Origin of the sequence: Pseudomonas fluorescens, assembly GCF_001708445.1 — a bacterium.
In the GTDB taxonomy this organism is placed as follows: Bacteria; Pseudomonadota; Gammaproteobacteria; order Pseudomonadales; family Pseudomonadaceae; genus Aquipseudomonas; species Aquipseudomonas gorinensis.
In genome coordinates this window covers 5,780,897-5,801,012 of the sequence record NZ_CP015637.1, presented here as the reverse complement: position 1 = coordinate 5,801,012, position 20,116 = coordinate 5,780,897, and the positions used below count along the sequence as shown (strand labels likewise).

The 20,116-nt window shown below is 59.9% G+C and carries 21 protein-coding genes; 12 read left to right on the top strand and 9 right to left on the bottom strand.

All coding sequences use genetic code 11. The features are described from left to right. The first annotated feature begins 137 nt into the window (after positions 1-137). The 9 genes from A7317_RS25850 to A7317_RS25810 all read left to right on the top strand — a co-directional run bounded on the left by A7317_RS25850 (position 138) and on the right by A7317_RS25810 (position 9,460). Complete coding sequence (locus A7317_RS25850) at positions 138-1,658, top strand: aldehyde dehydrogenase family protein (protein ID WP_069077091.1); 1,521 nt, start codon at positions 138-140, stop codon at positions 1,656-1,658. Positions 1,659-1,803: 145 nt separating this feature from the next. After that, the gene (eat, locus tag A7317_RS25845; protein ID WP_024077594.1) at positions 1,804-3,237 is read left to right on the top strand and encodes an ethanolamine permease; all 1,434 of its coding nucleotides are present in this window, start codon (positions 1,804-1,806) and stop codon (positions 3,235-3,237) included. Between the two features lie 52 nt (positions 3,238-3,289). Beyond that, positions 3,290-4,684, top strand: coding sequence for an ethanolamine ammonia-lyase subunit EutB (locus tag A7317_RS25840; RefSeq protein ID WP_024077595.1), 1,395 nt, complete (start codon positions 3,290-3,292; stop codon positions 4,682-4,684). Then, the gene (eutC, locus tag A7317_RS25835) at positions 4,681-5,514 is read left to right on the top strand and encodes an ethanolamine ammonia-lyase subunit EutC (protein ID WP_069077090.1); all 834 of its coding nucleotides are present in this window, start codon (positions 4,681-4,683) and stop codon (positions 5,512-5,514) included. Before A7317_RS25840 ends, eutC begins: the two co-directional genes overlap by 4 nt. Before the next feature lie 90 nt (positions 5,515-5,604). Beyond that, positions 5,605-6,063 carry a GNAT family N-acetyltransferase gene (locus tag A7317_RS25830; RefSeq protein WP_069077089.1) on the top strand — a complete coding sequence of 153 codons (459 nt, stop codon included), beginning with the start codon at positions 5,605-5,607 and terminating at the stop codon, positions 6,061-6,063. A 291-nt stretch (positions 6,064-6,354) separates the two neighbouring features. Further along, on the top strand, positions 6,355-7,014 hold the full coding sequence (locus A7317_RS25825; protein ID WP_069077088.1) for a DedA family protein: 660 nt from the start codon (positions 6,355-6,357) through the stop codon (positions 7,012-7,014). A 6-nt stretch (positions 7,015-7,020) separates the two neighbouring features. Then, on the top strand, positions 7,021-7,836 hold the full coding sequence (locus tag A7317_RS25820; RefSeq protein ID WP_069077087.1) for a zinc-dependent peptidase: 816 nt from the start codon (positions 7,021-7,023) through the stop codon (positions 7,834-7,836). A gap of 108 nt (positions 7,837-7,944) precedes the next feature. Beyond that, positions 7,945-8,472 (top strand): inorganic diphosphatase, encoded by a 528-nt coding sequence (gene ppa, locus A7317_RS25815; protein WP_003176323.1) that lies wholly within the window; start codon positions 7,945-7,947, stop codon positions 8,470-8,472. A 214-nt stretch (positions 8,473-8,686) separates the two neighbouring features. Then, positions 8,687-9,460: a LexA family transcriptional regulator gene (locus tag A7317_RS25810; RefSeq protein WP_081329255.1), complete on the top strand. Its 774-nt coding sequence runs from the start codon at positions 8,687-8,689 to the stop codon at positions 9,458-9,460. A 484-nt stretch (positions 9,461-9,944) separates the two neighbouring features. On the opposite strand, the gene A7317_RS25800 is transcribed toward A7317_RS25810, so the two are convergent. The 8 genes from A7317_RS25800 to A7317_RS25765 all read right to left on the bottom strand — a co-directional run bounded on the left by A7317_RS25800 (position 9,945) and on the right by A7317_RS25765 (position 15,972). Continuing rightward, positions 9,945-11,102 (bottom strand): glutathionylspermidine synthase family protein, encoded by a 1,158-nt coding sequence (locus A7317_RS25800; RefSeq protein ID WP_024077624.1) that lies wholly within the window; start codon positions 11,100-11,102, stop codon positions 9,945-9,947. Between the two features lie 11 nt (positions 11,103-11,113). Next, a complete protein-coding gene (locus tag A7317_RS25795; protein ID WP_024077625.1) occupies positions 11,114-11,827 on the bottom strand; it encodes a DUF1190 domain-containing protein in 714 nt (237 codons plus the stop codon). A gap of 18 nt (positions 11,828-11,845) precedes the next feature. Continuing rightward, the gene (locus A7317_RS25790) at positions 11,846-12,274 is read right to left on the bottom strand and encodes a DUF350 domain-containing protein (RefSeq protein WP_024077626.1); all 429 of its coding nucleotides are present in this window, start codon (positions 12,272-12,274) and stop codon (positions 11,846-11,848) included. 15 nt (positions 12,275-12,289) lie between these two features. Then, entirely contained in the window at positions 12,290-12,964 is a 675-nt protein-coding gene (locus tag A7317_RS25785) for a DUF2491 family protein (RefSeq protein ID WP_024077627.1), read from the bottom strand. Continuing rightward, entirely contained in the window at positions 12,951-13,985 is a 1,035-nt protein-coding gene (locus A7317_RS25780) for an ion channel (protein WP_024077628.1), read from the bottom strand. Before A7317_RS25780 ends, A7317_RS25785 begins: the two co-directional genes overlap by 14 nt. Positions 13,986-14,057: 72 nt before the next feature. Next, positions 14,058-14,618, bottom strand: a complete 561-nt coding sequence (locus A7317_RS25775; protein ID WP_069077085.1) for a rhomboid family intramembrane serine protease — start codon at positions 14,616-14,618, stop codon at positions 14,058-14,060. Between the two features lie 56 nt (positions 14,619-14,674). Further along, a complete protein-coding gene (locus tag A7317_RS25770; protein WP_024077630.1) occupies positions 14,675-15,373 on the bottom strand; it encodes a PspA/IM30 family protein in 699 nt (232 codons plus the stop codon). 17 nt (positions 15,374-15,390) lie between these two features. Further along, a complete protein-coding gene (locus A7317_RS25765; RefSeq protein WP_081730367.1) occupies positions 15,391-15,972 on the bottom strand; it encodes a YjfI family protein in 582 nt (193 codons plus the stop codon). A gap of 369 nt (positions 15,973-16,341) precedes the next feature. Between A7317_RS25765 and ycaC the strand changes: the two genes are divergently transcribed. From ycaC to A7317_RS25750, 3 genes are all read left to right on the top strand, one after another. Then, the gene (gene ycaC / locus A7317_RS25760) at positions 16,342-16,974 is read left to right on the top strand and encodes an isochorismate family cysteine hydrolase YcaC (RefSeq protein ID WP_024077632.1); all 633 of its coding nucleotides are present in this window, start codon (positions 16,342-16,344) and stop codon (positions 16,972-16,974) included. A gap of 132 nt (positions 16,975-17,106) precedes the next feature. Further along, the gene (locus A7317_RS25755; protein WP_069077083.1) at positions 17,107-17,751 is read left to right on the top strand and encodes an NAD(P)H-dependent oxidoreductase; all 645 of its coding nucleotides are present in this window, start codon (positions 17,107-17,109) and stop codon (positions 17,749-17,751) included. After that, entirely contained in the window at positions 17,690-18,070 is a 381-nt protein-coding gene (locus A7317_RS25750; RefSeq protein ID WP_069077082.1) for a MerR family transcriptional regulator, read from the top strand. Before A7317_RS25755 ends, A7317_RS25750 begins: the two co-directional genes overlap by 62 nt. Before the next feature lie 369 nt (positions 18,071-18,439). On the opposite strand, the gene A7317_RS25745 is transcribed toward A7317_RS25750, so the two are convergent. Continuing rightward, positions 18,440-20,095: an acyl-CoA dehydrogenase family protein gene (locus tag A7317_RS25745; RefSeq protein WP_069077081.1), complete on the bottom strand. Its 1,656-nt coding sequence runs from the start codon at positions 20,093-20,095 to the stop codon at positions 18,440-18,442. Between the last annotated feature and the right edge of the window lie 21 nt (positions 20,096-20,116).

Sequence of the window (20,116 nt, the reverse complement as noted above, 5' to 3'; positions counted from 1 at the left end):
ACAGCAACGCTTTGCAACAACGACCAAGCCCTTGATTTACCTGGCCCGCAAAGCAGTGGCCCAACCTTTGCTCTACGCTTTAACAAGCGCTTGCCGCGCTGCACTCCAATAAACATAAAAGCCAAGAGATACCCATCATGCGTTACGCACACCCCGGTACTGAAGGCGCGATCGTTTCGTTCAAGGCCAAGTACGGCAACTACATCGGGGGCGAATTCGTTGCGCCGGTCGATGGCAACTATTTCACCAACACCTCGCCGGTCAACGGCAAGCCCATCGCCGAGTTCCCCCGCTCCACTGCCAAAGACATCGACAAAGCGCTGGACGCCGCCCATGCCGCCGCTGACGCCTGGGGCAAGACCTCGGCCCAGGACCGCGCGCTGGTACTGCTGAAAATCGCCGACCGCATCGAACAGAACCTCGAACTGCTGGCCATCACCGAAACCTGGGACAACGGCAAGGCCGTGCGTGAAACCCTCAACGCCGACATTCCGCTGGCCGCCGACCACTTCCGCTACTTCGCCGGCTGCATCCGTGCCCAGGAAGGCAGCACTGCCGAAATCAACGAGCACACCGCCGCCTACCACTTCCATGAGCCCCTGGGCGTGGTTGGCCAGATCATCCCGTGGAACTTCCCGCTGCTGATGGCCGCCTGGAAACTCGCCCCGGCCCTGGCCGCCGGCAACTGCGTGGTGCTCAAGCCCGCCGAGCAAACCCCACTGGGCATCAACGTGCTGATGGAAGTCATTGGCGACCTGCTGCCACCCGGCGTGCTCAACGTGGTGCACGGCTTCGGCAAAGAAGCGGGCGAAGCCCTGGCCACCAGCAAGCGCATCGCCAAGATCGCCTTCACCGGCTCCACCCCGGTGGGCGCGCACATCATGCATTGCGCGGCCGAGAACATCATTCCGTCGACCGTGGAACTGGGCGGCAAGTCGCCGAACATCTTCTTCGCCGACATCATGAACGCCGAACCGCAGTTCATCGAAAAGGCCGCCGAAGGCCTGGTACTGGCCTTCTTCAACCAGGGCGAAGTGTGCACCTGCCCATCGCGCGCACTGGTGGAAGAGTCGATCTACGACGACTTCATGAAAGTGGTGATGAAGAAGGTTGAGTCGATCAAGCGTGGCGACCCACTCGACACCGACACCATGGTCGGCGCCCAGGCGTCCGAGCAGCAGTTCGACAAGATCCTGTCCTACCTGGAAATCGCCAAGGGCGAAGGCGCCGAGCTGCTGACCGGCGGCAAGGTGGAGAAGCTGACCGGCGATCTGGCCACCGGCTATTACATCCAGCCGACCCTGCTCAAGGGCACCAACAAGATGCGCGTGTTCCAGGAAGAAATCTTTGGCCCGGTGGTGAGCATCACCACCTTCAAGGACGAAGCCGAAGCCCTGGCGATTGCCAACGACACTGAGTTCGGCCTGGGTGCCGGCCTGTGGACCCGCGACATCAACCGCGCTTACCGCATGGGCCGCGCGATCAAGGCCGGCCGCGTGTGGACCAACTGCTACCACCTGTACCCGGCGCATGCCGCGTTTGGCGGTTACAAGAAGTCCGGTGTGGGCCGTGAGACGCACAAGATGATGTTGGATCATTACCAGCAGACCAAGAACTTGCTGGTGAGCTACGACATTAATCCGTTGGGCTTCTTCTAACTAACCCCTCCTCCCACATTTGAAATGCAATCAAGTGTGGGAGGGGTACCGCCCCTCCCACACTTAGCTCTCCACAAGTACTTGCCAATTGCATTCGGCACACAGAGGCCGAGTTAAAAACAATAACAATGAAAGGTACTTCTTCATGCCTAGCGAACCGACTGGATCTTCCGTCGACTTCGAAAAAGTCGACTCCCAATACTTCCAACAACGCGAACTCAAAAAAGGCGCCGCTGGCTGGGTGCTGTTAGTTGGCCTTGGCGTTGCCTACGTGATCTCCGGCGACTACGCCGGCTGGAACTTCGGCCTGGCCCAGGGTGGCTGGGGCGGCATGTTCCTCGCCACATTGCTGATGGCCACCATGTACCTGTGCATGTGCTTTTCCCTGGCTGAACTGTCTTCCATGATTCCCACTGCCGGCGGTGGCTACGGTTTTGCCCGCAGCGCCTTCGGGCCCTGGGGCGGGTTCCTGACGGGCACCGCGATCCTGATCGAATACGCCATCGCGCCCGCCGCCATCGCGGTGTTTATCGGCGCTTATTGCGAGTCGCTGTTCGGCATTGGCGGCTGGATGATCTACCTGGCGTTCTACATCATCTTTATTGGCATCCACATCTTTGGCGTGGGTGAAGCCTTGAAGCTGATGTTCGTGATCACCGCCATCGCCGCGATTGCCCTGGGCGTGTTCCTGGTGTCGATGGTGCCGCACTTCAATGTCGCCAACCTGCTGGATATCCCGGTGACCGAAGCCAAGGGCGCCAGCACCTTCCTGCCCTTCGGCTATGTTGGCGTGTGGGCGGCGATCCCTTATGCGATCTGGTTTTTCCTTGCCGTCGAGGGCGTGCCCCTGGCCGCTGAAGAAACCAAGAACCCCAAACGCGACCTGCCCCGCGGCCTGATCGGCGCCATTGTGGTGCTGACCAGTTTTGCCCTGCTGATCCTGGTGATCGCACCGGGTGGCGCCGGCACCTATGCGCTGGTCAAGTCCGGCAACCCGTTGGTGGAAGCGCTGGCGTTGTCCTATGGCGGCTCGACCTGGATGGGCAGCTTCGTCAACCTGGTCGGCCTGGCCGGCTTGATCGCCAGCTTTTTCTCGATTATCTACGCCTATTCGCGGCAGATCTTCGCCTTGTCCCGCGCCGGCTACCTGCCGCGCAAACTGTCCCAGACCAACAAGAGCAAGGCGCCGGTCCTGGCGCTGGTGATCCCCGGCATTATCGGTTTTGGCCTGTCGCTGACCGGCCAGGGTGACTTGTTGATCCTGGTGGCGGTGTTCGGCGCGACCATTTCCTACGTGCTAATGATGGCCGCGCACATCACGCTGCGCATCCGTCGCCCCAAAATGGACCGCCCGTACCGCACGCCGGGCGGCATCTTCACGTCCGGTGTCGCCCTGGTACTGGCCTGTGTGGCCGTCGTTGCGGGCTTTCTGGTGGATCCAAGGGTGGTGATTGGCGCCGCGATCATCTATGGAGTATTAATTGCTTACTTTGCTTTCTACAGCCGGCATCACTTGGTAGCGGGCACGCCGGAAGAGGAATTCGCGGCGATCCAGGCCGCAGAGGCCGCCCTGCACTAACTGCCGTAAACCTCGACGCGGGTTCCTGCCCGCGTCGTCAAGGAGACACTGTATGGCAAGCTTTTCCCACGCGGTGGGTGCACAAACCTACCGCTTCGACAGCCTCAAGGACGTGATGGCCAAGGCCAGCCCCGCACGCTCCGGGGACTTTCTCGCCGGCGTCGCCGCGCAGAACGACGGCGAGCGGGTGGCGGCGCAAATGGCCTTGGCCAATATCCCGCTGACGCACTTTCTGCAAGAGGCGCTGATCCCCTATGAAAGCGATGAAGTCACCCGACTGATCATCGACACCCATGATAAACAGGCGTTTGCCCCGGTCAGCCACCTGACCGTCGGCGGCCTGCGCGACTGGCTGCTCAGCGATGCGGCCGATGAACAATCCCTACGCGCATTGGCGCCAGGGCTGACACCCGAAATGGCCGCCGCCGTCTCCAAGATCATGCGCGTGCAAGACCTGGTGCTGGTGGCGCAGAAGATCCGCGTGGTCACCCAGTTTCGCGGCACCATGGGCCTGCGCGGGCGCTTATCGACCCGCCTGCAACCCAACCACCCCACGGATGAACCGGCCGGTATCGCGGCCAGCATTCTCGACGGCCTGCTCTACGGCAACGGCGACGCCATGATCGGTATCAACCCGGCCACCGACAGCATCGCCTCGATCTGCGCCATGCTGGAAATGCTCGACGCGATCATCCAGCGCTACGACATTCCCACCCAGGCCTGCGTGCTGACCCACGTCACCACCTCCATCGAAGCCATCAACCGTGGCGTGCCGCTGGACCTGGTATTCCAATCAATTGCCGGTACCGAGGCGGCCAACGCCAGTTTCGGCATCAGCCTGAGTGTGTTGCAGGAAGGCTACGAGGCGGGCTTGAGCCTGAACCGTGGCACCCTGGGCCAGAACCTGATGTATTTCGAAACCGGCCAGGGCAGCGCCTTGTCGGCCAATGCGCACTTTGGCGTCGACCAGCAAACCTGCGAAACCCGCGCCTATGCGGTGGCCCGCCACTTCAAGCCGTTCCTGGTGAATACCGTGGTTGGCTTTATCGGCCCCGAGTACCTGTACAACGGCAAGCAGATCATTCGCGCGGGCCTTGAAGACCACTTCTGCGGCAAGCTGCTGGGGGTGCCGATGGGTTGCGACATCTGCTACACCAACCACGCCGAAGCCGACCAGGACGACATGGACACCCTGCTGACCCTGCTCGGCGTGGCCGGCATCAACTTCATCATGGGCATCCCCGGCTCCGACGACATCATGCTCAACTACCAGACCACCTCATTCCATGACGCCTTGTACGCTCGCCAAACCCTGGGTTTAAAGCCGGCACCGGAATTTGAACAGTGGCTGGCGAAGATGGGCATCTTCACGCAAGCCGACGGCAAGGTGCGCTTCGGCAACAGCCTGCCCCCGGCATTTCGCCACGCCTTGGCGCAATTGGGATGAAGGAGCCACCCGTGCAACTCGACCTTCCTGAAAACCCGTGGCTGGAGCTACGCCGCCTGACCCCGGCGCGCATTGCCCTGGGCCGTACCGGCACGAGCATCCCGACCAGCGCACAGTTGGACTTCCAGTTCGCCCATGCCCAGGCGCGGGACGCAGTGCACCTGCCCTTCGACCATGGGGGCCTCAGCAGCCAACTGGCCGAACGCGGGCGTGACAGCCTGTTGCTGCACAGTGCGGCCGTCGATCGGCATAGCTACCTGCAACGCCCCGACCTGGGGCGGCGCTTGAGTGATGAATCGGCCCAGAGCCTGCGCGACTATGCGGCAGCCAATCCTGGCGGTGTGGACCTGGCGGTGGTGGTGGCCGATGGCCTGTCGGCGCTGGCCGTGCATAAACACACCTTGCCGTTTCTCGCACGCATGGAGGAACAGACTCACGCCGAGGGGTGGTCCTTGTCACCAGTGATCCTGGTGGAACAGGGCCGCGTGGCGGTGGCGGATGAGATCGGGCAATTGCTGGGGGCCAAGATGGTGGTGATCCTGATCGGCGAACGGCCGGGACTCAGTTCGCCGGACAGCCTGGGGCTGTATTTCACCTACAACCCCAAGGTCGGCCTGACCGATGCCTACCGCAACTGCATCTCCAACGTGCGCTTGGAAGGCTTGAGTTATGGCATGGCGGCCCACCGCCTGCTGTACTTGATGCGAGAGGCGTGTCGCCGGCAGTTGTCGGGGGTCAACCTCAAGGATGAGGCGCAGGTGCAGACCATTGAGTCCGACGACCCGGACCTGATGAAAGGCAACTTCCTGCTCAGCCCGCCGTTGGACTGATCGCGGCACGATTGCGCTTTTTTGCGTCTTTAGGCAGCATCGAGTCACGGCCGCTCGCGTGGTCATACCCTTTGGAAGTTGAGGCCTGGCATGCGGATCACTCAAGCGACCCTGGAACACCTGGACCTGTTGACCCCCTTGTTCGTCAAATACCGCGAGTTCTACGGGGCGCTGCCGTTCCCGGATTCGTCGCGGGCTTTCCTGGAAAAGCGCCTGCGCCGCAAGGAGTCGGTGATATACCTGGCCCTGGCCGACGATGACGACAAGCGGCTGCTGGGGTTCTGTCAGCTGTACCCAAGCTTTTCGTCGTTGTCGCTCAAACGCGTGTGGATACTCAACGACATCTATGTGGCCGAAGACGCGCGTCGGCAACTGGTGGCGGATAACCTGATACGTACAGCGAAGAAGATGGCCAAGGAGACTCATGCGGTGCGGCTGCGGGTGTCGACCAGCAGTAACAATCAAGTGGCGCAGAAGACCTATGAGTCGATCGGGTTTCGCGAGGACACCGAGTTCAAGAACTACACCCTGCCGATCAGCGAAGACTGACGCCCTGACACCTTGTGGGAGGGGGCCTGCCCCGATAGCGGCTTTTCAGTCAGACTATTTATAACTGACCGAATGCTTTCGCGAGGAAACTCGCTCCCACAATGCATTTCTGGCGATCTGTGGACCGTGCATCGCGACATCCCCCGCTACAAAACCAACACGCTTTTCACCTCTCAATCCGTATAATGCGGACCTTTCAGGGTTGTAAGAAACACTACATACACTTGTAGCCTTATTACCCGAGCTTCCGCACAGGCCTGCCGAGCCGGGCCGTCCACACAGGTGCCATCCATGGATTTCAACCCGCTAGACCTTATCCTGCATCTCGACGTCTACCTCGACCTGCTGGTTACCAATTACGGTCCGTGGATCTACGCCATTCTGTTCCTCGTCATCTTTTGCGAAACCGGCCTGGTGGTCATGCCGTTCCTGCCGGGTGATTCGTTGCTGTTTATCGCCGGCGCCGTCGCAGCGGGCGGTGGCATGGACCCGGTATTGCTCGGCGGCCTGTTGATGCTGGCGGCGATCCTCGGTGACAGCACCAACTACGTGATCGGGCGAACGGCCGGGGAACGCCTGTTCAGCAACCCGAACTCGAAAATCTTCCGTCGCGACTACCTGCAAAAAACCCACGACTTCTACGACAAGCACGGCGGCAAAACCGTGACCCTGGCGCGCTTCCTGCCAATCCTGCGGACCTTTGCACCGTTCGTCGCCGGTATCGCGAAAATGCCCTACCCGCGTTTCTTCGGTTTCAGCGTGCTGGGCACCGTCTTCTGGGTCGGCGGCCTGGTGACGCTGGGCTACTTCTTCGGCAACGTACCGTTCATCAAGAAAAACCTGTCGTTGCTGGTGGTGTTCATCATTCTGCTGTCGCTGGTGCCGATGATCATTGGTGTAGTCCGCAGCCGCTTTGGTGGTCGCACCTCCTCCGAAGCCAAGCCGCACTGACCGGCCATGTGGTCCCTCAGCGCCTGGCGTCGCCGGCGCCTGCTGGCCAAGCACCCGATTGCCGATGACACCTGGCATCGGGTGCGCCACCACCTGACCTTCCTCGACGGCCTCAGCGCCGAACAGGACCAGTGGCTGCGCGAAGCCTGCGTGGTATTCCTCGCCGAAAAACACCTCACCGCCCTGCCCGGCGTCGACCTGCATCAGGAACAACGTCTGCTGCTCGCTGCCCAGGCGCAACTGCCATTGATGAACCTCGGCGACCTCGACTGGTACCAGGGCTTCCACGAAATCGTGCTGTACCCAGACGACTTCCTCAGCCCGCAACGCCATCGCGACGCCAGCGGTGTCGAGCATGAGTGGGACGGCGAACACAGCGGCGAAGCCTGGCAGCAGGGTCCGGTGATCCTCGCCTGGCCCGGCGTGCTGGCCAGCGGCAACTGGGAAGGCTACAACCTGGTTATCCACGAACTGGCGCACAAACTCGACATGCTCAATGGCGATGCCAACGGCCTGCCGCCGTTGCACCACGACATGCGCGTGCAGGAGTGGGCCAGCGTGATGCAAAGCGCGTTTGACGACCTCAACCGCCAACTCGATGCCAACCCCGACGCCGAGACGGCTATCGACCCTTACGCCGCCGAAAACCCGGCGGAATTCTTTGCCGTCACCAGCGAATATTTTTTCAGCGCGCCGGATTTACTGACGGAAAGTTATCCACAGGTGTATGCGCAACTGAGCCGCTTTTATCGCCAGGATCCCCTGGCCCGCCTGAACCAACTGCAAGCCAGCGACCCGCGTTATCAGCCACAAGGCGAATGACCGTACGACGTCTGGCGCATGGCATCGGCGTCAGAATATGCCTATAATCGCCGCCACTTTTAGGCCAATCCGGCCATGTTCCATGGCCAACTACGGGGGCAACGCCCAATGAGCTACAGCAAGATTCCGGCTGGCAAAGACCTGCCGAACGACATCTACGTCGCCATCGAAATTCCGGCCAACCACGCGCCGATCAAATACGAAATCGACAAAGACAGCGACTGCCTGTTCGTTGACCGTTTCATGGCCACCCCGATGTTCTACCCGGCCAACTACGGTTTCATCCCCAACACCCTGGCTGACGACGGCGACCCCCTCGACGTGCTGGTTGTAACCCCTTACCCGGTTACCCCAGGTTCGGTCATCCGCGCACGCCCAGTCGGCATCCTGAACATGACTGACGACGGCGGCGGCGATGCCAAAGTGATCGCAGTGCCACACGACAAGCTGTCCCAGCTGTACGTCGACGTGAAGGAATACACCGACCTGCCCCCACTGCTGCTGGAACAGATCAAGCACTTCTTCGAGAACTACAAAGACCTCGAAAAAGGCAAATGGGTGAAGATCGACGGTTGGGGCAACGCAGACGCCGCCCGTGCCGAGATCATGAAGTCGGTCGCTGCCTACAAAGGCTGATGCCCGCTCCTCATTGCCCCGGCAATTAAAAAAGCCCCGATTATTCGGGGCTTTTTTTGTGGGGAAAATTAAACGCCAAGTTCAATGTTTAACTCACAGCGTTCAACTAACCAGCAAGTCCGAAAGATAAAGCCACAACTAAGCAAAATCCTACTCGCGCGATTCAACGCATGGTTTATTTGATCTGTTTTTCCGGCCAGTAAACTCTGCGTTTATGAATACATCAGGTGATCGCTTAAAAGCGCTATTACGGGAAGTTAATCTTTCCGCCTCCGACTTCGCCAAGAACCGCGGCGTCACGCCTCAACACGTGAACAACTGGTTCAAACGCGGCGTCCCCATGGGCCGACTCAACGAGATCGCAGAGCTGCTGTGCGTCTCCAGCCGCTGGCTACACGCCGGCCTGGGCCCCAAACATCCGCCGGCCAACTTCCTGCTGGACGGCCCCACTGCAAGGAAAGCACTCCCCTTCCGCGAAGAGAGCGGCAAATACCTCACAGGCCCAGCCTGCCCCCCGGAAAAAATCGACGTGGAGATCCCCCTCCACCCGTCATTCACCTCCACCGAGCGCATCCGCGTCTCCCTGCACACCCTCGAAACCCTCACCGTCAACCCCGACCGCGCGGTAGGCGCCTATATGGTCGACAACAGCATGATCGACATCATCCAACAAGGCGCCACCCTCGCCATCGACCGCGGCCGCACCCAAATCATCGACGGCGAAATCTACGCCGTCGAACACGACGGCATGCTGCGCATCAAATACCTCTACAACCGCCCGGGCGGCGGCCTGCGCATGCGCAGCCACAACGCCAACGAGCACCCGGACGAACACCTCACCTACGAGGAACGCTTCGAACAAAACTTCCAGGTCGTGGGCTGGGTATTCTGGTGGTCCACCCTCAACAACCGCCGCCCACCGGTGCCACTGGATGAACACCTGCTGGGCTGGGAAGGCTCTAAATCGGATCCGGAGGTGGGCATTTGAAGTGAATGTGGGTATCATGCGCCGCACATTTGGCAGGGGGTGGTCTTAGGCTATCCACCTTGCCTGGCGAAGCGGAGACGTTCCCGCGGATGCCCCTACTATTCAGCCAGACGCAATGTTGGCTGAGCGATTTGAAGGCTGGTGAGGTTTGTCAAAAACAAGCTGAGGCGGTCCCCGAGAAGCCGGCCACAAGCCGGCTTTTTAATGCCCACAAGAATCACAAACCCAAATTGTCCAACAGCTGTTGGACGATTGAATAGCTAACGCGGGCAGATTATCGCCTCATATGCCTCTCAGCAGCATTATCTAGGCTGTATGCCCCCAAGAGCGCGATCCGCCACCATCTTCGCGATCTCCACCCAATGCATCACCGCCGTTTGCGGCGCAGCCAGTGACTCACCGAGCACTTGCGAAGTCGCCACCGCCCACTTCAGCAACTCAGCCACGCGCACCCGAGCATCTTTGGCCCCTTTAAGCTCCAGCCTCAATCCAATATCAAATGCGGCAAAAACCGGCTCGAATCCTTGGTAATCAAACTATTATCCTCCCGCACCCCAATCCCCGCCGCCTGGTCCCCAATCACCCAGGACCCAATCAACGTATAGCTGTCCCCAAACCGCGGTAGCGGTGCGAATTCCTGAAGGATAAACGGCGCGTCCGTGTAGGGGCCGTCTTCTTTCACGATCAGTCCGTCAGCAGTTTGCAGCTCGATGTTGGCCCCTTCCCGCGAGAAGAACGGCTTGCGCACCCAGCCCTTTGGCACGGCTTTACCTGGGTCGGTATCCAGGTGGGCCGCGAGCAAATTGGGGTGGCCTTTGTTGAATTCCCACAGCAGCGGCAAGACGCCTTTGTTGGAGAGGATGGCCTTCCAGGCGGGTTCGAAGAACTGCGTGTCACTCTCGGCGATCGCAGCGCCGAAGGGTTCGTGGAAGATGAATTCCCAGGCGTGCAGTTTGAACAGGTGGGGAATCCAGCGATCTTCAAGGTCAACGAAGCGACCTTCTGCGGTCAGGCCGATGTCTTCGATGTCGATGTGGCGCGATTCGATGCCAACTTTTTCTGCGACCAGGCGCAGGTAGTCGGTGGTGCCTTTGTCTTCGACCGAGTCTTTCATGGAGGCGAAGTAGAACGGCTGGTTGACCTGCAGTTGAGCGAAAGCCTGGTGGAGTTTGGTGTCGATGCTGTTGAACTGGTCGGCATGCTTGGGCAGCAAGCCGCGTTCGATGCATTGCTCCAGCCAGCCCCACTGGAATGCCGCGGCCTCGTAGAGGCTGGTCGGTGTGTCGTAGTTGAGTTCCAGCAGCTTGGCGGGCCCGGTGCCGTTGTAGGAGAAGTCCATGCGCCCGTACAGGTGCGGGTGGCCTTCGAGCCATGAGGTTTTGATCATGTCGAAGAAGGGCGCGGGAATGCTCAGGCGCTCGAGCAGCTCTTCGCTCTGGACCACGCGGGCCACGAGGTCCATGCACATGTCATGGATCTCGGTGGTCGGGTCTTCGAGGTCGTTCTCGATTTGCTTGAGCGTGAACTGGTAATACGCGCTCTCGTCCCAGTAGGGTTCGTCGTCGATGGTATGGAACAGAAAGCCAAGGTTTTCAGCCGTCTGTTTCCAGTCATCACGTTCTGCGCAATGGATTTTCTTCATGGCCCGGCTCCTTAACTGCTCGACCCGCCGCCGCCCCAGCCGCTGCGTGCGCTGGCCTTGCTGCCGAAGCCGCCACGGGAGGTGGCCGACGCCACGGAGCTCGACTGGCTGGAAGAGCGCAGCGTGTTGGTGTAATTGCTGCTGCCGTACCTGGCCTGATTCGAGCGGCCAAACGTCGCCCCATTCGAGACCCGCTGATTGAGCGTCGAGGAGCCGTAGTCGCCGCGATCATCGCGATAGCGATACACAGGCTCGGAGCGGTAGCTGTTGCGATTGCTGCTCAGCATGTTGCCGATCAGCAGACCGGTCAGCAGGCTGCTGGTGGAGAAGCCGGAGCCGCCGCTGCTGGCTTGCGAGCCGGGAACCTGGGCCTGGGCAGCGTCTACCTGGGATTGTGTCACCTGGCCTTCGGCGGTCAGTTCGAAACCGCCCAGCTTGGGAATGAACTGGCCATTGGAGTCCAGCTGGCACCAGCCCGCGACAAAGTCGGCATCGCAATCGGCCTGGCTGGCGTATACCGGGGCAATGCGGCGATGCTCGGCCATGGCGGTCATGTAGGCGTCCGAGCAGACGTCCACTGGAAGCTTTTCATCGGCACACTGCTGAACCGACTGGAAGTTGTACTTTTTCTGCAAATCGTAGGTTTTTTCCGTCGGCCCACAACCGGATATCGCCATGGCGACCGACGCTGCCAGCGAAAGCTGGACGTACTTGCTTCGTTTCATCGGGAGCTCCGTGCGCAATCAGTTCTGGGTAGGCGTCATGCACGCGGCATTCAACATGCCCACGCTGATGGCCACGGCGGCCACGTAGATGCCCGCAGCGAGCTCGCCTCTCTTGATGCGCTCGGAAGTGCCTTTGAGCACGAGGCTGGTCAGCAGAAACGCCAACAGTTGGACGACGGCGGCGATCACCGCCCAGACGACGAAGTCGAGGATGCTGATCGAGTAGGCAATCACGTTGCTGGCTGGAATGGCGAAACCGACGATGGCGCCGCCCAGGGCGACTGCCGCGGAAACGTTGCCCGCCCGGATCAGCTCGAACTCCTTGTGCGGGGTAACGCGGGTGTAGATGAACTGGAACAGCGCGAACAGCACCGCCGCCCCCAGAATGTAGGTGACAAAGCCGACGACGGCGGCTTTGTTCAGGGAGATGGAGAGAGCTTCTAGCATGGACTTCTTCCTTTTTTAGAGCGCATTCAAGTCGGTTGTGTACAGCGAAATGCCCAGCGACGTGCTCAGGCTGACGGTGCCTTCAGCGTCTTCTTCGACAGAGAACAACAGAAACTCCCGTCGATCGGTCAGGCCTGTGTCACGGGCATATAGCATCGAGCGGTGCTCGACACTGTAGGAGTCCTCGGGGTTTATCACGTGCTCGCTCATGGCCACCAATTCTGTCTGGCCGTCCTCGCTGCCCCACACGCGCGTGTACTCGACGCCATTGTGGGTGTAGGTCGGCAACCCGATCAGACTCTGCGGCCCCGCCAGCCGACGCAATTCAGCCTCGCTGCTGAGGGTGACGTAACTCAGGTAGTTGAACAGGATCACCGACTCGACCTGCCCGGCGATATCGCCCGTGGTGTGCACCTGCAACCAGTAGTCTTCGTCGTTCATGTAATAGCGCGACAGCCAGGTCGACTGCCCGAGGTCCACGGTGCCGTTACTCCAGATTTCCTGGGAGCCGGGGATAACCACTGTGGTTTTCCCGTCGAGCAACAACTTCAGGGTCGCATCGAATATCACGCCTTTGCCCGGTGCCAGGCCCAGAGGCCCGCTGGTCGGCAGCGGTTCGGCGGCGGCGCCTTTCGATTGTGTAGTCGCTTGTGGGGCCTCAAGCCCCATCAACTGTTTAAACCATCCCATTGGAAATTTCCTTGAGGCGGGTGGAGGCGATGTAGAAGAGTTCGCCGCCTTCAACGCGCGTAGCGCTGGGCGGGTTGATCGAGGGTTGCTGGGCACCTTTGGCGCGATAGCCGATAAGGGTGGCGTTGTGGCGCTCTTTCATTTGGGTGTACAGATCGCCGAACGTTGCTTCAAACGCCTCGGGCAATCTCATCAGGTATTGGGTGGCGCCCTGCCCCACGCACAGCAACTCATTGATGACCACCGACGAGCCGGGATCCTGGGAGGCGCGCACCAACATTTCGATGGCCATGCTTGACGTGCATTCCAGGCTGGGGGCGTAGGAACTGGCCAGTGCGGCAATTTCACTTTCATTGAAGTGGGCGACGACATGCCCGACCGGACTCAGTTGATTCACCGCCAGCACGGTGGCCAGCGTCAAATCGTCAGACGGGGTTCGCACCAGCACACGCTCGGCGCCGGGCACACCGGCACGCAGCAACAACGCTGTGGAGGACAGGCTCTCACCACGGATGAACGCCGCTTTGCCCGGCATCGGGTTTTCTTCGAGGGTGCAATCGCAGATGACGATCAGGTTGTCGTTCGAGGTTTCGTCTTGAAGCAATAACTCGATGACCCGCTCACTGGACGCGCCCTCCCAGCCGATGAGCACGGTATGGCCGACCTTGCCGGTGAAATCGCCTTTGCCCTTCATGCCTTTTCTCCATGCATCGATGACAGTGCTGGTGGTTTTGCCGATGGCTGCCGTCAGCAGCGCAATGCCGCCGAGCATGACCCAGGTCGCTACGAACACGCGCCCCGCCGAGGTCTGTGGCGCAAGATCGCCATAGCCGACGGTCAGCGTGGTGGTGAGATAGAAGTAAACAAACGTGGCGAGAGCTGTGAGGTGCTGCTCGCCCAGGAACACCAGGCCCAGATAAGCCGTGCTCAGGTGAACGCCCAAGGCAACGACCAGGCCTGCCCAGCCGAAACGGTGAAAGAGGGAGGAGGCGTACATGCGCAGCAAAAGAAAAATCGACATTCCGTCCCTGACTCCCTGGGTACTTGATTCCTGATCACGCCATCGCCTCGACGTCTGGATGCTCAAGTGCGTTCAGCCGGCATTAAACCTGCTGCGTGGTTTGGAGAGAAGTACCTTGGCTGCAATAAATCCGGCGAATGCACCAAACAGATGCCCTTCGAAGGAAACACCCTGACGCGGCAGGAAGCCAAGGATCAGGCCGCCATACAGTACCGCTACGACACCGGCCGTTATCAGGTTGCTCCAGCTCCGGTGGAACCAGGCGCGCGATAACAGGTAGGCCCATAACCCGAAGACCCAGCCGCTGGCCCCCACGTGTATGCCCGCAAAACCGAACAACCAGAGCAGTGAACCGCCCAGCAGGATAATGATCGCGCTGACGGTAACGAACCGATTGAGCCCTTCGATGATCACCAGGGTGCCCAGGATCAAAAAGGCAACCAGGTTGGCGCTCAGGTGGGCAAACGACCCGTGCAAAAACGGTGAGGTGAGGATGCCGGGCAGCCCCTGCAGCGTTCTCGGGATCAGGCCGAACGCCATGAGGCTGTAACCGGTCGCCACATTGAGCAGTTGCAGCGCGACCATGAACAAGGCCAAGCCTGCGATTGTCTTGAAACCCTTCAGGGCATCCATCCTGACCTCGACGTAAAAAAGAAGGGCAGACACTGCCCTCCCTGCGGCGATGCTGCTTACTCCGCCGACTTTTGCTTCAGACGCTCCAGAATCGCATTGGCGCTGCCTTCGTTCGGCGTGATGCCGGCTTCGCGCAGCTTGCGCTCCAGGTCGGTCCCGGTCGATGCATCCGCCAGTTCATCCTGGGCTTGCAGTTCAGCGGCGCGCTGCTGTTGCTTGGCCTGCAAACGATTCAGCGTACCGACGGCGGTTTCCAGCTTGCCGTTGGCACCGCCGCTGGCGATGGAGGCGCTGACCTGGGCCTTCTGTACGCTTTCGCGAGCCTTGGCCATATCCACTTGCTGGCGCAGGCTTTTGATCCGGCTTTCGGCCTTGGTGATGTCCTTGCGCATGCTTTCGGCATAGCCACCGAACTCGGTGGCTTGCTTGTGCTCCACATCCCGCTCGTTGGTCAGGGTCGAGATGGCTTCGGCCACTTCCAGGGCGAGGTCTTCACGATTGGCCTGCAGGGCAGCCACCGCCTTGGACTCCAGGTCCTTGATCTTGGCGTCGTACTCGTTGACGCGATCAGTCGCCAATTTGTGCTTGGCCATGATGCTGACCAGTTCACGCTTGGCGTTGGCCAGCGCGGTGTCGGCGTCGCGAATTTCCTGATCCAGAATGCGCAGGGCCTGTTGGTCGACGATCGATTCGCCGACTTCATTGGCACCGCCACGCAGCGCGGTGAACAATTTGCTCCAGATGGACTGAGTCATTGGATACTCCCGAATACTTAATTGAAGAAACGTTCGAAGGCTTCGCTGGCGCGCTGCACGTTGTCGACCAGGGTTTTCACCTCGGTGACGATGTTTGTCAGGCTGGAGTCGGAACTCAACGCACCGAACATGTTGTAGACAACTTGCCCGTTAGGCATGGACTCGATACCGATCGAGGACAGCGGGAACATTTCCCGGCTGCGCAACACCGCGTCATTGAATTTCGTGACATCGTTGATGGATTCGACATCGACTAGAACGGTGTCAACGATGATCTGCTCGCCCACCACCGCGATGTAAATCGGCAAGCCACCGAAGTCGTTCATTTCCAGCTTGATACTGGACTCGGAGCCTTGGACGAGAGAAAGCGTAATGTCCTTGGACACCACGTCGTCCAGGGCCTGAAGAGCGGTGTAGAGGCGATCGATATTCCAGTTGGTACCTGCGCTCATGTAATTCTCCGACATGAATGAGCCAGCCAGAATCGGCTGGCGAAGCTGTTTCTCCATCTGCTTGAGCAAGCTTCGGTTTTCGGGAAGCACCCAAGTCTCGTGTTTCACGTAGCCGGCGGCCGCCAGGCCTGCACGCATCTGCTTCATGTAAAAGCTCGATGGCTTTTTGGCGGACGGCTTCAAGCGCTCTCCCTGAAGGCTCGTTGAATCGGTATCGGGCCCTTTAGGCGGACTCGTTGGAGAGCGGCGTTCCATGGTACTGACCTCGCTGTGAAAAACTCACGCGTGAGAAAATCTACAGGCATTTTTTGCCACGCTCAATAGCTCACGCGTGAGATTTTTTGACTTACTTTTCCGACCACTAAAAGGATCAGTCCTACTGACAACTCATGAATTGTCGCTTTTGAGTTGACGGTATTACCCATTCCAGCCGATTTATCCCCCAGCAACCACCCATTAATCTGTGCCCATGTTGAACGCAACGCCCAACCAACCTAAACAAAAAAGGATTCAACCATGAGCACTGCAACCTACAACCGCTTGAACAAAGACGACGCCGTAGTTCTGCTGGTCGACCACCAAACCGGCCTGATCTCCCTGGTGCAGGACTTCTCGCCCAACGAGTTCAAGAACAACGTGCTGGCCCTGGCGGACCTGGCCAAGTTCTTCAACCTGCCGACCATCCTCACCACCAGCTTCGAGCAAGGCCCCAACGGCCCCCTGGTCCCCGAGCTGAAAGAGATGTTCCCGGACGCGCCGTACATCGCTCGCCCAGGCCAGATCAATGCCTGGGACAACGAAGACTTCGTCAAGGCGATCAAGGCTACCGGACGTAAGCAGATCATCATTGCCGGCGTGGTAACGGATGTATGCGTAGCGTTCCCGACCTTGTCGGCACTGGCGGAAGGGTTTGATGTGTTTGTGGTTACCGATGCGTCGGGGACCTTCAACACCACGGTGCAGCAGGCAGCGTGGAGCCGGATGACCCAAGCGGGTGCGCAGATGATGAACTGGTTCTCGGTGGCGTGTGAGCTGCATCGCGACTGGCGCAACGATATCGAAGGCCTGGGGAATTTGTTGTCCCAGCGTATCCCTAACTATCGCAACTTGATGAATGGTTATGCGGCGCTGACGGCCCATCAGAAGTAAGTAAGCCGACGGTTGCGATAAGCCTGCCCTGAAAAGCAGGCTTTCGCTGTTTTGTGCCAGCAGTTGCCCCCCTTGACTCTCCCCTATACAGCACACCCTACCCTGAAAGCCCCAACTTTCAGGTCACGCCCCATGGCTCAACGCATCCTGGTCATCCTTGGCCATCCTTCAACCACCAGCTTCTGTTCGGCCCTGGCAGACACCTACAGCCACTCGGCAAAGATCGCCGGCCATGAGGTGCGCGTCCTACGCCTGGGTGATCTGGTTTTCGACCCGATCCTTCACAACGGCTACAGCGAAATCCAGCCCTTGGAACCCGACCTGTTCAGCGCCCAATCCGACATCCTCTGGGCCACTCATCTGACGTTCGTCTTTCCGATTTGGTGGGGCGGCATCCCGGCGCTGTTAAAGGGCTTTATCGACCGCATTTTCCTACCTGGCTTTGCCTTCAAATACCGTGAGGGCAAGCTGTTTCCTGACAAGCTGCTACACGGCCGCACCGCACACTTGCTAGTGACCCTGGATACGCTGCCGTGGTATTACCGCTGGTTCTATCGCATGCCGGGCGTGCATCAGATGCGCAGCACTACATTGGCGTTTTGCGGGATCAAGCCGCTCAAAACGTTACTGCTGGGAGCGGTGCTGGGTTCTACGCCGGGGCAGCGAGCCAAGTGGCTGACACGAGCCAGCGTACTAGCGGGAAAAGGGAGTTTTCATGTACATCGGCAAAGCCGCGCAATTGTCGGGCACGACCATCAAGGCGATTCGGCACTATGAAGCGATTGGCCTGCTGCCGACGCCGCAGCGCCGGGGCCAATACCGGGTCTATTCAGAGCAGAGCGTTGAGCTGCTGATGTTTATCAAGTGTGCGCAGCAGTTGGGTTTCAAGCTCAAGGAGTTGCAGGAAATTTTGCGCGGTTCCCAAGGCGACGCGTTGCCTTGGGAGCGGGCAGACCGGGCCATCGCCAGCAAGAAACGCGAGTTGGCCGCACAAATCGACAAGTTACAGAGCGTACAGGCCGGCTTGCTTGAGTTTGAGAGCCAACTGAAAGAGGCGCATGGACACTGTTCGTCAATGAGCAGCATCGCTATTTGAAGTAGCCTTTGAAGGTGAACTGACGCGATTTTTTCGCTGCCCACGTAAGCCCATTCTGATTTTCAAAACCGTTCATCCAGCCGCTTTTCGCTGCGGCAGACTCCGACGCCTTGCCTTCTGCCGAGACGTCGAGCGGGCTTGCCCCGCGTTGGGCTGCGAAGCAGCCCCAATCAATCGGAATGCGGAGTATCAGGCACTCCTCTGCGGCTGGTTCTGGGGCTGCTGCGCAGCCCAACGCGGGGCAAGCCCGCTCGCCACAACAAGCTCGCTCGCCAACAAAAATCCGGCCGCTTAATAAAAATTAAATACCTATAAATCAATAAGTTATTTAATTTTTTGGGGCTTAGCCCTCCCACACCTGGACCGCGTTTACAGAGATGAATGAGGGCTTGAGCGAGCGACGATCACTCCGACATCCACCCCACGCGGCAAGGTGCCATACACCCGACCGGACGACTCGCCCAACCGGCTGGCGATAAACCCATCGCTGACCGCCGCATTGCCGGCTTCCAGCAGCAACTTGGCCTGCAACGCCACGGCAATGTCCTCGGTCAGTTGCCGCGCGCGGTATTGAATATCCTGGGTATCCATAAACGCCGACTTCAACTGTTCGATATGTCGCGCCAACTGCCGGTCGCCATGTCCATCGCCCAATTCGACAAACAGCGTCTCGAGCACACCCGGCTCCTTCGACAGGGCGCGCAGCACGTCCAGGCACTGCACGTTGCCGGAACCTTCCCACGTCGAATTCACCGGAGCCTCACGGTATAGACGCGGCAGGATGCTGTCCTCCACGTAGCCGGCACCGCCCATGCACTCGGCGGCTTCGTTGATCATCGCTGGGGCACGCTTGCAGATCCAATACTTGCCCACCGCCGTCACCAGCCGTGCGAACTTGGCTTCGTGCTCATCGCCCAGATGATCCAGGGCGTGGCCCATACGCAGGCTCAGCGCCAACGAGGCTTCGCTTTCCAAGGCCAGGTCGGCCAGGACGTTTTGCATCAGCGGCTGTTCGCTGAGCACGCGCCCCCCCACCAGGCGGTGGGCGCAGTGATGGCTGGCCTGGGTCAGCGCCTGGCGCATCAAGGCGCTGGAACCGACCATGCAGTCGAAGCGGGTCATGGCGACCATTTCGATGATGGTCGGGACACCACGGCCTTCTTCGCCGACCATCCAGGCCAGGGCGCCACGAAACTCGACTTCGCTGGACGCGTTGGAGCAGTTGCCCAGCTTGTTTTTCAAGCGCTGGATATAGAACTCATTGCGCGTGTCATCCGGGCGATGCCGGGGTAGCAGGAAACAGGTGAGGCCCTTGTCGGTCTGGGCCAGCGTGAGGAAGGCGTCGCACATCGGCGCCGAACAGAACCACTTATGCCCGACCAACTCATAGGCTTGCCCAGGGCCACCGGCCCCTACGGGGTAAGCGCGGGTGGTGTTGGCGCGCACGTCAGTGCCGCCCTGTTTCTCGGTCATGGCCATGCCGATGGTGGCGCCGGCCTTGTGGGCGATGCCGACGTTGCGGGGGTCGTATTGGGTGTTGAGGATTTTTGGTAGCCAGGCCTGCGCCAGGTCCGGTTGCAGGCGCAAGGCGGGTACACAGGCGAAGGTCATGGTCAGCGGACAACCCGTGCCCGCTTCGGCCTGGCTGTGCAGGTAAGTCATCGCCGCACGGGCCACATGCGCGCCAGCTTGCGGATGAGCCCAAGGCAGCGAGGGCAGGCCGTGTTCGACGGCGGTGCGCATCAGTTCGTGGTAGGCAGGGTGAAACTCCACCAGGTCGATGCGATGGCCATAACGGTCATGGCTGTTGAACACCGGCTTGTTCTGGTTCGCCAGGAACCCGGCCTCCATCAGCGGCCCACCGGCCAACGCGCCGTAGGCATCGATGCGCGCCTCTGCCCAGCCCGCGTCAAAGCGACGCGACCAGTCTTGCAGGGGCAGGTCGATGCGATACAGGTTGGCACCGTCCAGGGACGGGGGCTGGTTGGTGACGTCGTGGGTTTCGGCGAACTGATGCAGGTTCATGGTGGCCTCCAGGAAAAAGGC